The organism is Mycobacterium sp. NPDC050551 (genome assembly GCF_040674075.1).
Lineage (GTDB): Bacteria > Actinomycetota > Actinomycetes > Mycobacteriales > Mycobacteriaceae > Mycobacterium.
In genome coordinates, this window is record NZ_JBFARC010000008.1 from 78,855 (window position 1) to 91,741 (window position 12,887).

At 68.8% G+C, this 12,887-nt stretch carries 13 protein-coding genes; all 13 read left to right on the top strand.

Going from position 1 to position 12,887, the window contains the following annotated elements:
• Positions 1-61: 61 nt before the first annotated feature.
• The 13 genes from AB0K11_RS26530 to AB0K11_RS26590 are packed head-to-tail and all read left to right on the top strand — an operon-like array spanning position 62 to position 12,856.
• Positions 62-928 carry an alpha/beta hydrolase gene (locus AB0K11_RS26530; protein WP_364984379.1) on the top strand — a complete coding sequence of 289 codons (867 nt, stop codon included), beginning with the start codon at positions 62-64 and terminating at the stop codon, positions 926-928.
• Positions 928-2,631, top strand: coding sequence for a bifunctional 3-(3-hydroxy-phenyl)propionate/3-hydroxycinnamic acid hydroxylase (locus tag AB0K11_RS26535; protein ID WP_364984381.1), 1,704 nt, complete (start codon positions 928-930; stop codon positions 2,629-2,631). Before AB0K11_RS26530 ends, AB0K11_RS26535 begins: the two co-directional genes overlap by 1 nt.
• A complete protein-coding gene (locus tag AB0K11_RS26540) occupies positions 2,579-3,499 on the top strand; it encodes a 3-carboxyethylcatechol 2,3-dioxygenase (protein ID WP_364984383.1) in 921 nt (306 codons plus the stop codon). Before AB0K11_RS26535 ends, AB0K11_RS26540 begins: the two co-directional genes overlap by 53 nt.
• Entirely contained in the window at positions 3,496-5,268 is a 1,773-nt protein-coding gene (locus AB0K11_RS26545) for an FAD-binding protein (protein WP_364984385.1), read from the top strand. Before AB0K11_RS26540 ends, AB0K11_RS26545 begins: the two co-directional genes overlap by 4 nt.
• Positions 5,269-5,270: 2 nt before the next feature.
• Positions 5,271-6,581 carry an LLM class flavin-dependent oxidoreductase gene (locus AB0K11_RS26550; protein WP_364984387.1) on the top strand — a complete coding sequence of 437 codons (1,311 nt, stop codon included), beginning with the start codon at positions 5,271-5,273 and terminating at the stop codon, positions 6,579-6,581.
• A gap of 5 nt (positions 6,582-6,586) precedes the next feature.
• A complete protein-coding gene (locus tag AB0K11_RS26555) occupies positions 6,587-7,426 on the top strand; it encodes a coniferyl-alcohol dehydrogenase (protein WP_364984389.1) in 840 nt (279 codons plus the stop codon).
• 4 nt (positions 7,427-7,430) lie between these two features.
• Positions 7,431-8,420: a cyclase family protein gene (locus AB0K11_RS26560; protein WP_364984391.1), complete on the top strand. Its 990-nt coding sequence runs from the start codon at positions 7,431-7,433 to the stop codon at positions 8,418-8,420.
• A gap of 10 nt (positions 8,421-8,430) precedes the next feature.
• Positions 8,431-9,039 (top strand): NAD(P)H-dependent oxidoreductase, encoded by a 609-nt coding sequence (locus AB0K11_RS26565; protein WP_364984393.1) that lies wholly within the window; start codon positions 8,431-8,433, stop codon positions 9,037-9,039.
• Positions 9,036-9,881, top strand: coding sequence for an alpha/beta fold hydrolase (locus tag AB0K11_RS26570; RefSeq protein WP_364984395.1), 846 nt, complete (start codon positions 9,036-9,038; stop codon positions 9,879-9,881). The genes AB0K11_RS26565 and AB0K11_RS26570 overlap by 4 nt, the downstream gene beginning before the upstream one ends.
• Entirely contained in the window at positions 9,878-10,696 is an 819-nt protein-coding gene (locus AB0K11_RS26575; RefSeq protein ID WP_364984397.1) for an SDR family oxidoreductase, read from the top strand. Before AB0K11_RS26570 ends, AB0K11_RS26575 begins: the two co-directional genes overlap by 4 nt.
• Before the next feature lie 54 nt (positions 10,697-10,750).
• Complete coding sequence (locus AB0K11_RS26580; RefSeq protein WP_364984816.1) at positions 10,751-11,410, top strand: helix-turn-helix domain-containing protein; 660 nt, start codon at positions 10,751-10,753, stop codon at positions 11,408-11,410.
• On the top strand, positions 11,410-11,604 hold the full coding sequence (locus tag AB0K11_RS26585; protein WP_269893559.1) for a ferredoxin: 195 nt from the start codon (positions 11,410-11,412) through the stop codon (positions 11,602-11,604). The genes AB0K11_RS26580 and AB0K11_RS26585 overlap by 1 nt, the downstream gene beginning before the upstream one ends.
• 10 nt (positions 11,605-11,614) lie before the next feature.
• A complete protein-coding gene (locus AB0K11_RS26590; protein ID WP_364984400.1) occupies positions 11,615-12,856 on the top strand; it encodes a cytochrome P450 in 1,242 nt (413 codons plus the stop codon).
• The last annotated feature ends 31 nt before the right edge of the window (positions 12,857-12,887 follow it).

Genomic DNA, 12,887 nt, shown 5'->3' on the forward strand with positions numbered 1-12,887 from the left:
TCGCACTGAGCGAGAATGTCATTTCCGCCATCCGACGCGACAGTACGCCGGGAAGGGGACCATGTCCGAGCACGAGAGCGTGTGGAGCGACCTCCAGGGCGTCCCGTTCTCGCAGGGGTACATCGATGTGGCCGGTGTGCGGACCCGTTACCTTCACGCCGGCGACCCGGCCCTGCCGACGCTGATCCTGCTGCACGGTTCCGGCGGCCATGCCGAGGCCTACGTGCGCAATCTCGAGTCGCACGCGGAGCACTTCTCGACGTGGTCCGTCGACATGCTGGGCCACGGATACACCGACCGGCCGGGTCACCCACTCGAGGTGCGCCACTACGTCGACCACCTGCGGGCCTTCCTCGACGCGATCGGCGTGCAGCGGGCGCACATCAGCGGCGAATCGCTGGGCGGCTGGGTGGCGTCGCGGTTCGCGGTCGACCACGCCGACCGCCTCGAGCGGCTGGTGCTCAACACCGCGGGCGGCTCACAGGCCGATCCGGAGGTGATGAAGCGGATCATCACCCTGTCGATGGCCGCCGCCGAGAACCCCACGTGGGAGACCGTGCAGGCCCGCATCAAGTGGCTGATGGCCGACAAGTCGAAGGGCTATGACGACATCGTCGCGAGCCGGCAGCGGGTGTACCGGCAACCCGGCTTCGTCGACGCGATGCGCGACATCATGGCCCTGCAGGACCCCGACATCCGTGCGCGCAATCTGATGAGACCCGATGACTACGGCGCGATCACCGCGCCCACCCTGGTGCTGTGGACCAGCGACGATCCGACGGCCGATGTCAGCGAGGGCAGGCGCATCGCGGAGATGATCCCCGGCGCGCGCTTCGAGGTGATGCCCGACTGCGGACACTGGCCGCAGTACGAGGACCCGAAGACGTTCAACCGGCTGCACCTCGAGTTCCTCCTGGGGCGGCAGTGATGAGCGCCGCCCGACACGCCGACGTCGTCATCGTCGGCGGCGGTCCAGTCGGTCTCACGCTGGCCAACATCCTCGGCCTGCAGGGCGTGCGCACGCTGGTCGTCGACGAGCGCGACAGCCTGATCGACTACCCGCGTGGCGTCGGCCTCGACGACGAGGCGCTGCGCACCTTCCAGGCGATCGGCCTGGTCGACCGGGTGTTGCCGCACACCGTGCCGAACCAGATCCTGCGCTTCTTCGACCGCAACCGGCGGCTGCTGGCCGAGATGGCCCCGCCCGACGCGCGTTTCGGCTGGCCCAAGCGCAACGGATTCGTGCAGCCGATGGTCGACGCCGAACTACTGGCCGGCCTGGACCGCTTCGACCATGTGCAGGTCGCCTGGGGCAGCCGGATGGAGGACTGCGCCGAGACCGCCGACGGCGTCACGGTTCGGCTGTCGGACGACGAGAACCCCGTCACTGCAAGGTATCTCGTGGGATGCGACGGCGGTCGCAGTGCCACCCGCCGGCTGATGGGAGTGTCGTTCGAGGGCACCACCTCGGCAACCCGGTGGCTGGTCGTCGACGTGGCCAATGATCCGCTGGGTCACCCCAACAGCGAGGTCGGCGCCGACCCGGAGCGGCCGTACGCCTCGATCTCGATCGCGCACGGAATCCGCCGCTTCGAGTTCATGATCCACGCCGACGAGTCCGACGAGCAGGTCGAGGAGCCGGCGTTCATCGAGCGGATGCTCGGGCGTTTCGTCCCGGACCCGCAGCGGGTCGACGTGATCCGGCACCGGGTCTACACCCACCACTCCCGCATCGCGGGCGCCTTCCGCGCCGGCAGGATGTTCCTGGCCGGCGACGCCGCGCACCTGATGCCGGTGTGGCAGGGACAGGGATACAACAGTGGCATCCGCGACGCGGCCAACCTCGGCTGGAAGCTGGCCGCGGTGATCAAGGGCCAGGCCGGCGATGCGCTGCTCGACACCTACGACGTCGAGCGCCGCAAGCACGCCAGGGCGATGATCGACCTGTCCACGATGGTGGGCCGCGTCATCTCGCCGACCGACCGCCGCGTCGCCGCGCTGCGGGACAGGCTGATTCGCGGCGCTTCCATCGTCCCGACGCTCAAGCGCTACGTGCTCGAGATGCGGTTCAAGCCGATGCCGCGCTACGAGCAGGGCGCGGTGCACCATGACCACGCGCCGACGCCGACATCGCCGGCCGGCACGCTGTTCATCCAGCCCCGCGTCGATACCCGCGAGCAGTCGGGTGTGCTGCTCGACGACGTCCTCGGAACCGGATTCGCGGTGCTGTGCTGGAACAACAACCCGCGCGCCCTGCTCGGTGAGCAGATCTTCGGTCGCTGGAAGGCGTTGGGCGCCACGTTCGTCGCCGCGCGGCCGGTGACCCAGCTGCACTGGACCGGACACGACGACCCCGACGTCGTGATCGTCGGCGACCCGACAGGCGCGGTGAAGGCGTGGTTCGACGCGCACACCGAGTCGGTGCTGTTCCTGCGGCCCGACCGCTGCATCGCCGGTGCCTGCATCGCCCAGCGCGCACCCGAGACGAGCGAAGCGCTCTTCGCGGTGCTGCATGTGACCCAGAGAGGAGGCAACGAATCAGATGGGAACCTCCACAACGGAAGTGGCGCTGTGCTGCATGTCGCACAGTCCGCTGTTGAATCTTCCGGGACCGTCGCAGGAACTCCTTGACGACATCGGGGCGGCCATCGCGGACGCCCGCGACTTCGTCACCGCCTTCGACCCGGAACTCGTGGTGATCTTCTCGCCGGATCACTACAACGGCTTCTTCTACCGGCTGATGCCGCCGTTCTGCATCGGCACCTCCGCCCGCGGTGTCGGTGACTTCGGCACCCACGCCGGGCCGCTCGACGTGCCGGAGGCGATGGCCAACGACTGCGCGACCGCGGTGTGGGAGGCCGGTGTCGACGTCGCCATCTCGGCCAGCATGGACGTCGACCACGGCACCGTCCAACCGCTCGAGAAGCTGTTCGGCGATCCGACGTCGCGTCCGGTGCTGCCGATCTTCATCAACTCCGTCGCCACGCCGCTCGGCCCGCTCAAGCGGTCCCGGATGCTCGGCGCGGCGGTGGGCGACTTCCTCGCCGGTCTGGGCAAGCGGGTGCTGGTGATCGGCTCGGGCGGGTTGTCGCACGACCCGCCGGTGCCGACGCTGGCGACGGCGCCGCCCGCCGCGCTGGACCGCATCGTGCACGGCGCGCCGATCAGCACGGAGGCGCGGATGGCCAGGCAGGCCGCGGTGATCGACGCCGCGCAGCAGTTCGCCCATGGCGACAGCCGCCTGCAGCCGTTGAACCCGGTGTGGGACCAGACCCTGCTGGAGATCCTCGACGAAGGCTTTCTCACCGACCTGGACGGCTGGTCCAATACGTTCATCGCCCGCGAAGGCGGGAACTCCGGCCATGAGATCCGCACCTGGGTGGCGGCGTTCGCGGCACTGCAGGCCGCAACCGGGGAGTACCGCACCGAACAGCGGTTCTACCGGGCGGCACCAGACCTGATCGCCGGCTTCGCGATCCGCACGGCGGTGCAGGCATGACGTCTGCAACTGCGGGCACGGCGGGCTTCGACACCGAGGTCGACGTGCTGGTGATCGGTTCCGGCGGAGGTGGGATGACCGCCGCGCTGACCGCCGACGCGGCGGGACTCGACACGCTGGTGGTCGAGAAGGCGTCGCAGTACGGCGGGTCGACTGCGCTGTCGGGCGGCGGCATCTGGGTGCCGGGCGCACCGTCGCAGCGCCGGGCTGGTTACGTCCCCGATCCCGACGAGGTCTTCACCTACCTGCGCACCATCACCGGCGGACTGGTCAGCGACGCGCGGTTGCGCACCTACGTCGACCGCGCGCCCGAGATGATGGAGTTCCTCGAGCAGCGCAGCCCGTGGTTCGAATTCGTCTGGAAGCCCGGCTACGCCGACTACTACCCGGAACTGCCCGGCGGTTCGGCGCTCGGCAGCACCATCAACGTGCCTGCCATCGACCTGCGGGTGCTGGGCGACGAGGAGCAGCAGCTGCTTGCGCCGCTCGCCCTGGCGCCGAAGGGGATCTGGTTCGCACCGAAGGATCTTCGACTGTTCTACCAGGTCCGGCAGAACTGGCGCGGCAAAGCCGTGCTGCTGAAACTCATCTGGCGGATGGTCCGGGCCCGGGTGTTCGGCGACCGGATGGCGGCGATCGGCCAGTCGCTGGCCGCGCGGCTGCGGCTGGCGATGAAACAGCAGGACATCCCGCTGTGGCTGGACGCACCGATGAGCGAGCTCATCACCGACGACGAGGGAGCGGTGATCGGGGCCGTCGTCGGGAAGGACGGCCGCTCGGTGCGCATCCGTGCGCGCCGCGGGGTGATCATCGCCGCGGGTGGCTTCGACCACGACATGAGCTGGCGCCGCGATCATCTGCCGGAGCTGGAGAAGGACTGGAGCTTCGGCAATCCGGCCGCCACGGGAGACGGTATCCGGGCCGGACAGAAGGTCGGCGGGGCTGCCGAGCTGCTCGACGAGGCCTGGTGGTTCCCGGCGATGTGCTGGCCGGACGGACGGCTGCAGTTCATGCTGAACGAACGGATGATGCCCGCGCAGTTCGTCGTCAACGGGGCAGGGGATCGCTTCATCAACGAGGCGGCGCCCTACATGGACTTCGCCCACGCGATGATCGAGGGCCAGCGCACCGGTGTGGACCACATCCCGTGCTGGCTGGTCACCGACATCCGCTCGTTCCACCGCTACGTCGTCGGCGGGCATCTGCCGCTGCCGAAGATCCCGTTCGCCCCGGTGCCCACAGGATGGAAGGTCCCGAAAGCGTGGCTCGAGTCGGGAATCGTGAAAGCGGGCAATAGTTTCGAGGAGCTCGCCACCGAGATCGGCGTGCCGCCGGCGCAGCTGCGCCGGACGGCCGAGCGGTTCAACGAGCTGGCGCGCGGCGGCCACGACGACGACTTCAACCGCGGTGACAGTGCCTACGACAACTACTACGGCGACCCGACACTGCCCAACCCGAATCTTCATCCACTGGGCAAGCCGCCGTACTACGCGTTCCAGATCATCCTCGGGGACCTCGGCACCTCGGGCGGTCTGCGCACCGACGAGTTCGCCAGGGTGCTGCGCGAGGACGACACGGCGATCGCCGGCCTCTACGCGGTCGGCAACGCATCGGCCGCAGTGATGGGCCGCAGCTACGCCGGGGCCGGCGCGACCATCGGCCCCGCCATGACGTTCGGCTATGTCGCCGCCCGGCACATCGCCGGCGGCGACACCGCCGACATCCCTTCGATTCCACACCACTCGACCCTCGACAGTCCACGGAGGTAACCATGAAGATCTCGCTGTTCTACGAATTCCCGCTGCCGCGGCCGTGGTCTGATGACGACGAGCACCAGCTCTTCCAGCACGGTCTCGACGAGGTGGAGGCCGCCGACAAGGCCGGCTTCTCCACCGTCTGGCTCACCGAGCACCACTTCCTGGAGGAGTACTGTCACTCGACCGCTCCGGAGATGTTCCTGGCCGCGGCGAGCCAACGCACCAAGGACATCCGGCTGGGCTTCGGTGTCATGCACCTGCCGCCGCCGATCAACCATCCCGCCCGCATCGCCGAGCGTGTCGCGACGCTCGACCACCTGTCCAACGGCCGCGTGGAGTTCGGCACCGGCGAGGGCTCGTCGGTGGCCGAGCTCGGTGGCTTCAACATCGACCCGGCCGACAAGCGGGCGCAGTGGGAGGAGGCGCTGGAGGTCGCGATCCGGTGCATGACCGAGGCGCCGTTCTCCGGTTTCAAGGGTGAGCACGTGGAGATGCCCGCCCGCAACGTCATCCCCAAGCCGCTGCAGCAGCCTCACCCGCCGGTCTGGGTGGCGTGCACCCGACCGTCGTCGGTGCAGATGGCCGCCCAGAAGGCCATCGGCGCACTGAGCTTCGCCTACACCGGACCCGAGGCGCTCAAGGAGCGGGTGGACGGCTACTACCGGGAGTTCGAGGAGAAGGGCACCCCGATCACCCCGGCGATCAACCCGAACCTGCTGGCCATCGGTGGCGACCTGTCGATGATGGTCGCCAAGAGCGACGACGAGGCGCTGAAGAAGCTCGGGATCGGTGGCGGCTTCTTCTCGTTCGGGATCATGCACTACTACATGACCGGGATGCACACCCCCGGCCGCACCGGCGTGTGGGAGCTCTACGAGCAGGCGGTCAAGGAAGACCCGACGCTGGCCTACGGACCCGGCCGCGGCGCGATCGGTTCGCCCGACACGGTGCGGGAGTTCCTGCGCGGCTACGAGGCGAGCGGTGTCGACGAGATCATCCTGCTGCTCAACCCGCGCAGCCACGAGGGCACCATGGAGTCGATCGAGATCATGGGCAGGGAGATCCTGCCCGAGTTCATCGAGCGCGACCAGAAGGCAGTGGCGGACAAGGCGAAACGCCTCGCGCCCGTGATCGAGAAGGTGGAGTCGCGCCGCGAGGCGTCCGACGCGCCGCTCTTCGACGAGACCTACTCCTTCGGCGGCCTGCCGACCGGCCGCGGCGGCAAGTTCACCGCCGGTGAGATCCCCGAGGCGATGGCCGAGATCAACGAAGGCCGCGTGAAGGCGGCGCAGGCGGAGAAGGCAGCGCGCGAGCAGGCGGTCTGACGGCGGTGAGCGAGGACGGCGAACGGTGGCGCTACGACGGCAAGCGGGTGGTCGTCACCGGCGTCGCGTCGGGGATCGGCGCGCATGTGGCCCAGCAGGTCACGTCGCTCGGCGGTGAGGTGATCGGGCTCGACCTCCGGCCCCCTGCGGTGCAGATCGCGTCGTTCATCGACCTCGACCTGTCCAGCGAGCCGTCGATCGACCACGCCGCCGCATCGATCGGTGGCAGGGTCGACGCGCTGTTCAACGTCGCAGGAGTGTCGTCCGGCATCGGTGATCCGCTCCGGGTGGTCACCATCAACTTCCTCGGCACCAGGCGCTTCACCGAGGCGATCGTCCCGGCCATGCCACCCGGGTCGGCGATCGCCAACGTGTCTTCGCTCGCTGCGTCGGCGTACCGCGAGAATGCCCCTGTGACAGCGGGTCTGCTGGACACGGCGACGATCGACGAGGGCGTCGAGTGGTGCAGGGCCCACCCGGAAGCCCTCGCCGACGGCGGCGGGTACCGGTTGGCCAAGGAGGCCATCATCCTCTACGGGATGGCCCAGGTGTGCGCGTTGGGCGCCAGGGGGATCCGCATCAACTGCACCGCGCCGGGGGTCACCGACACTCCCATTCTCGACCAGCTGCGCGCCGCCTACGGCCAGGACTTTCTCGACGCCTTCCGCACGCCGCTGGGCCGGGTGTCGACGCCCGACGAACAGGCCGGCGTGCTGGTCTTCCTCAACAGCGCCGCCGCGAGCTACATCACCGGCCAGGTGATCTGGGTGGACGGTGGCATCATCGGCGAGAGCGACCTCGCCGGATCGGTGCCGCGCCGTACCGTCGACAGCGCGCAGGGGTGAAGTGATGGCGAGCCTGAACGACTTTCGCAGACTCGGCGACGACGTCCGCAACTGGGGCCGCTGGGGTGACGACGACGAGCTGGGCACGTTGAACTTCATCACCGCCGAGAAGGTGGCCCAGGCTGCCGGTTTGGTGCGACACGGCAAGGTGTTCCCGCTGGGGGTGGACTTCGGCTCGTCGGGCCCGCAGGGCGCATTCCAGTACCGTCCGAACCCGATCCATGTGATGACCGTCGACGGCGGCGACGCCGAGACGCTGGTCAAGTACGGGCCGGACTGGTTCAAGAACACCGTGGCCCAGCAGCTCTCCGGATACTTCGTCGACAACCCGTTCCGGTTCAACGACGACATGGTCATCATGCCGCTGCAGGCCGCCACCCAGTGGGATGCGTTGTCGCACGTCTACTACGACGACAAGCTGTACAACGGTTTTCCGGCGAATTCGGTGACCAGCCTCGGCGCCTTCCACTGCGGTATCGACAAGGTGGACCCGAAGGGCATCACCAGCCGCGGGGTGCTGCTCGACCTGGTCCGTCACCGCGGCGCACAGACTTTCCTCGAACACGGCAATCCGATCACGCCCGAGGAACTCGACGACGTCGCCCGCGCCCAGGGCGTCACGGTCGGACGCGGCGACGTCGTGCTGATCCACACCGGCTGGTGGGCCCGGTTCCTGGAGAACCGCGACGGCACCGAGCCGTACTCCGGTCTGGACTGGCGGTGCGCCTCGTGGCTGCACGACCACGAGATCGCCGCGATCGCCGCGGACAACCTGATGGTCGAGGACCCGGTGTCGGGCATCGAGGGCACGATCCTGCCGCTGCACATGCTGTGCCTGCGCGACATGGGCCTGATGCTCGGCGAGTACTGGGACCTGACCGCGCTGTCGGCCGACTGTGCCGCCGACGGCGTCTACGAATTCCAGCTCATCGCACCGCCACTGCGCTTCACCGGCGCGGTGGGCTCACCGGTGAATCCGATCGCCATCAAATGAGGGGGAGGACATGACCGTGACGGATTCGGCTGCGGCGCAGACTGACAGCACGCAGCGACCGCTGGTGGTGGGGCTCGGCGGGACGCTGCGTGAGAACTCGTCGACCGAACGCGCGGTGCGGCACTGCCTGGAATCCGTCGAGCGTGAAGGCGGGCGCATCCGCATGTTCGCCGGGCCGGACCTCGACCTGCCGATGTATGCCCCGCATCGACTCGAGCGCACCCCGAGAGCACTCGAACTCGTCGGGGCGTTGCGGGATGCCGACGCCGTCGTGGTGGGATCGCCGGGCTACCACGGCGCCGTGTCCGGACTGGTGAAGAACGCGCTGGACTACATCGAGGACCTGCGCGAGGACGCGCGGGTGTATCTGGACGACACGCCGTGGGGCTGCATCAGCTGCGCCTACGGCTGGCAGGCCGCCGTCGGCACCCTGGGCCAGTTGCGGTCGATCGGCCACGCGCTGCGGGCCTGGCCGACGCCGCTGGGCGTGGCGATCAACTCGGCCGACCGGATCTGGGACGAGACAGGCGTACTCGTCGACGAGTCGGTGCGCAATCAGCTCGACATGTTGGCGAGCCAGGTGCTCACCTTCGCCCGCGCGCACAGGAACACGGCGTGAGTTTCGAGCGGCGATCGACGACGGTCGACGGTCTCGTCACCGCATACCTGGAAGCCGGCGACGGAGACCCGGTGGTGCTGCTGCACGGCGGCGAGTTCGGTGTCACCGCCGAGATCGGTTGGGAGCGACTGATTCCCGCGCTCGCAGCGAAATACCGGGTGCTCGCCCCCGACATGCTGGGGTTCGGCGGCTCGGCCAAGGTGGTCGACTTCACCGACGGCCGCGGGATGCGGATCCGTCACATCGCCCGCTTCTGCGAGACCCTCGGCGTTCCGGCCGCCCACTTCGTCGGGAACTCGATGGGGGCGATCAACCTGCTGGTGGACGCCACGTCCGAAGCCCCGGTGCTGCCGGTGCGCAGCCTGACGATCATCTGCGGCGGCGGCGAGATCCAGCGCAACGAACATTCGGCGGCGCTGTACGACTACGACGCCACCCTGCCGGGCATGCGGCGCATCGTCGAGGCGCTCTTCGCCGATCCTTTCTATCCCGCGGACGACGACTACGTGCGGCGGCGCTACGAGTCGAGCATTGCGCCAGGAGCATGGGAAGCGCTCGCCGCAGCGCGCTTTCGCCGGCCGGGTCTGGAGCCGCCGCCGCTGCCGTCGAGTAGCCGCGCTTACCACCGGATCACCGTGCCGACGCTGATCGTCGAGGGCGGCGGCGACAAGCTGCTGCCCGCGGGCTGGGCAGCCGAGATCGCCGGCCAGATCGCAGGCGCCAGCTCCGCGGTGGTCGACGACGCCGGACACTGCCCACAGATCGAACAACCCGCGGCGGTCGACGCCCTGCTGTCGGACTTCCTGGCCGACGTCGCCCACAGAGAGGTGCCCGCAACATGACCACCGGTGAACTCGAGGGCAAGGTCGCCGTGATCACGGGCGGAGCGTCGGGCCTCGGCGAAGGTCTGGTCCGGCGCTTCCACGCCGAGGGCGCCACCGTGGTGTTCGGTGACATCGACAGCGGGCTGGGTAAGGCGCTGGCCGGCGAACTCGGTGCGCGCGCGACGTTCATCGAGACGGACGTCGCCGACATCGACCAGGTGGGCGCGCTGATCTCCACGGCCGTCGCGGATTTCGGCGGCCTGCACGTGATGATCAACAACGCAGGGGTCTCGGGGAAGATGTTCCCGAAGTTCCTCGACGACGACCTGGCCGACTTCCACCAGGTGATGGCGGTCAACATGCTGGCGGTGATGGCGGGCACCCGCGACGCCGCGCGGCACATGTCCGAACACGGTGGCGGCTCGATCATCAACCTGACGTCGATCGGCGGCATCCAGGCCGGCGGCGGCGTGATGACCTACCGGGCGTCGAAGGCCGCCGTCATCCAATTCACCAAGTGTGCCGCAATCGACCTGGCGCACTGGGAGGTCCGGGTCAACGCCATCGCGCCGGGGAACATCCGCACCGCGATCGTGCGGAAGTCGGCGACGGGCGAGGACGCTGCGCGACTCGAGGAGTTCGAGGCGAGGATCCGCGCGCAGATGCGCAACGACCGCCCGCTCAAGCGGGAAGGCACCGTCGACGACGTCGCGGAGGCGGCGCTGTACCTGGCGGGGGACCGGTCCCGCTACGTCACCGGGACCATCCTTCCGATCGACGGCGGCACTTCGGCGGGCAAGGTCATCGCGCGCAAGGAGAAGCCGTCCTCGTGACGGTGGCCGCCCATAAATCAGTCGCTTGACTTAAAGGCTGTGACCGGCTTCACTATGAACGTGACCACTGCGAGAATTGCCCGCGCCGACCGGGCCAGCGGTACCCAGGAGGCGATCCTCAAGGCGGCCGAGCGGCTCTACGCCGAACACGGGGTCTTCGCGGTGTCGAACCGCCAGGTCAGCGAGGCCGCCGGGCAGGGCAACAACGCCGCCGTCGGCTACCACTTCGGCACCAAGGCCGACCTGGTCCGCGCGATCGAGGAGAAGCACCGCGGACCCATCGAGCGGTTGCGCGAGAAGATGGTCGCCGACCTCGGGCCCGAGCCGGACATGCGGGACTGGGTCAGCTGCCTGGTGCGCCCGCTCACCGACCATCTCGAGGCGCTCGGCAACCCGACCTGGTACGCGCGGTTCGCCGCACAGGTGATGACCGACCCGGCCTACCACAGCATGATCGTCAGGGACGCCCTGTCGTCCGCGTCACTCGTCGAGGTCATCAACGGCATCGCCGCCTGCCTGCCGGAACTGCCCGCCGATGTGCGTGCGGAACGAAACGTCATGGGCCGCAACCTGTTGATGCACAGCTGCGCCGACCGGGAACGCGGGATGGCGCAGGGCACCGGCGTGCCGCGGTCGTCCTGGTCCGGGGCGGCATCCGGCCTGATCGACGCGATCGTCGGGCTGTGGCTGGCCCCGGTCTCCGAGGAACCCTGATGAAGATCACCGTCGACCAGGACAAGTGCGTGTCGTCCGGCCAGTGCGTGCTGAACGCCGCCGACGTCTTCGACCAGCGAGACGAGGACGGTGTCGTCGTCCTGCTCGTCGACAGCCCGCCGGCCGACCTGGCCGGACCGACCCGCGACGCGGCGGCAGCCTGCCCGGCGCTGGCCATCCACATCGAGGAGTGAAACACCCACCATGTCGGACACCCTGACCGGAACCGAGGCCGAAGTCACGGCCGAGATCCCCGATTACCCGATGGAACGCGACGCCCGCTGCCCGTTCGCGCCGCCGTCGCTGATGCGCCAGATGAACGAGTCCACCCCGCTGTCGCGGGTGCGGATCTGGAACGGCAGCACGCCGTGGCTGATCACCGGTCACGCCGTCGCGCGTGAACTGTTCGCCGATGCCCGCGTCAGCGTCGACGACCGACGTGAGGGCTTTCCGCACTGGAACGAGCACATGCTCTCCACGGTGAACAAGCGGCCGCGCTCGGTGTTCACCTCGGATGCCGAGGAGCACACCCGATTTCGGCGGATGCTGTCCAAGCCGTTCACCTTCAAGCGCGTCGAGGCGCTCCGCGCGACCATCCAGGAGGTCACCGACGAGTGCATCGACGCGATCCTGGCCGGTCCCCAGCCCGCCGACATCGTCGCGAAGCTCGCGCTCCCGGTGCCGACCAAGGTGATCAGCGACATGCTCGGCGTGCCCTACGAGGACCACGAGTTCTTCCAGGAGCACGCGAACGCCGGGCTGGCCCGCTACGCGGCCGCGGACGCCATGCAGAAGGGCGCGATGAGCCTGCATCAGTACCTCATCGACCTCGTCGAGGAGAAGCAGGCCAACCCGGCCGAGGACGCGGTGTCCGACCTCGCCGAACGGGTGACCGCAGGCGAGATCAGCGTCAAGGAGGCCGCCCAGCTGGGTACCGGCCTGCTCATCGCCGGACACGAGACCACCGCCAACATGATCGGCATCGGTGTGCTCGCGTTGCTCGAGAACCCCGAACAAGCTGCGCTGCTGCGTGATTCGGACGACCCGAAGTTCATCGCGAACGCCGCCGAGGAACTGATGCGGTACCTGTCCATCATCCAGAACGGCCAGCGCCGCGTCGCCATCGAGGACATCGAGATCGGCGGCGAGACGATCCGCGCAGGCGAGGGCATCATCATCGACCTGGCACCGGCGAACTGGGACGCGAACGCCTATCCCGAGCCGGACAGGCTGGACTTCACCCGCAGCGCCGGACAGCAGCTGGGCTTCGGCTACGGCCGCCATCAGTGCGTCGGAGGGCAGTTGGCGCGCGCCGAGCTGCAGATCGTCTTCCACACGCTGCTGCGCCGCATCCCCACGCTGAAGCTGGCCATCCCGCTCGAGGAGGTGCCGTTCAAGCACGACCGGCTCGCCTACGGCGTCTACGAACTGCCCGTCACCTGGTGACCGGCCGCTAAACCCCTCGATCACAGCCCGA

Coding starts and splice junctions, on each gene's coding strand:
- AB0K11_RS26530 (WP_364984379.1), top strand. CDS start 62: ATGTCCGAGCACGAGAGCGTGTGGAGCGACCTCCAGGGCGTCCCGTTC.
- AB0K11_RS26535 (WP_364984381.1), top strand. CDS start 928: ATGAGCGCCGCCCGACACGCCGACGTCGTCATCGTCGGCGGCGGTCCA.
- AB0K11_RS26540 (WP_364984383.1), top strand. CDS start 2,579: ATGTCGCACAGTCCGCTGTTGAATCTTCCGGGACCGTCGCAGGAACTC.
- AB0K11_RS26545 (WP_364984385.1), top strand. CDS start 3,496: ATGACGTCTGCAACTGCGGGCACGGCGGGCTTCGACACCGAGGTCGAC.
- AB0K11_RS26550 (WP_364984387.1), top strand. CDS start 5,271: ATGAAGATCTCGCTGTTCTACGAATTCCCGCTGCCGCGGCCGTGGTCT.
- AB0K11_RS26560 (WP_364984391.1), top strand. CDS start 7,431: ATGGCGAGCCTGAACGACTTTCGCAGACTCGGCGACGACGTCCGCAAC.
- AB0K11_RS26565 (WP_364984393.1), top strand. CDS start 8,431: ATGACCGTGACGGATTCGGCTGCGGCGCAGACTGACAGCACGCAGCGA.
- AB0K11_RS26575 (WP_364984397.1), top strand. CDS start 9,878: ATGACCACCGGTGAACTCGAGGGCAAGGTCGCCGTGATCACGGGCGGA.
- AB0K11_RS26580 (WP_364984816.1), top strand. CDS start 10,751: ATGAACGTGACCACTGCGAGAATTGCCCGCGCCGACCGGGCCAGCGGT.
- AB0K11_RS26585 (WP_269893559.1), top strand. CDS start 11,410: ATGAAGATCACCGTCGACCAGGACAAGTGCGTGTCGTCCGGCCAGTGC.
- AB0K11_RS26590 (WP_364984400.1), top strand. CDS start 11,615: ATGTCGGACACCCTGACCGGAACCGAGGCCGAAGTCACGGCCGAGATC.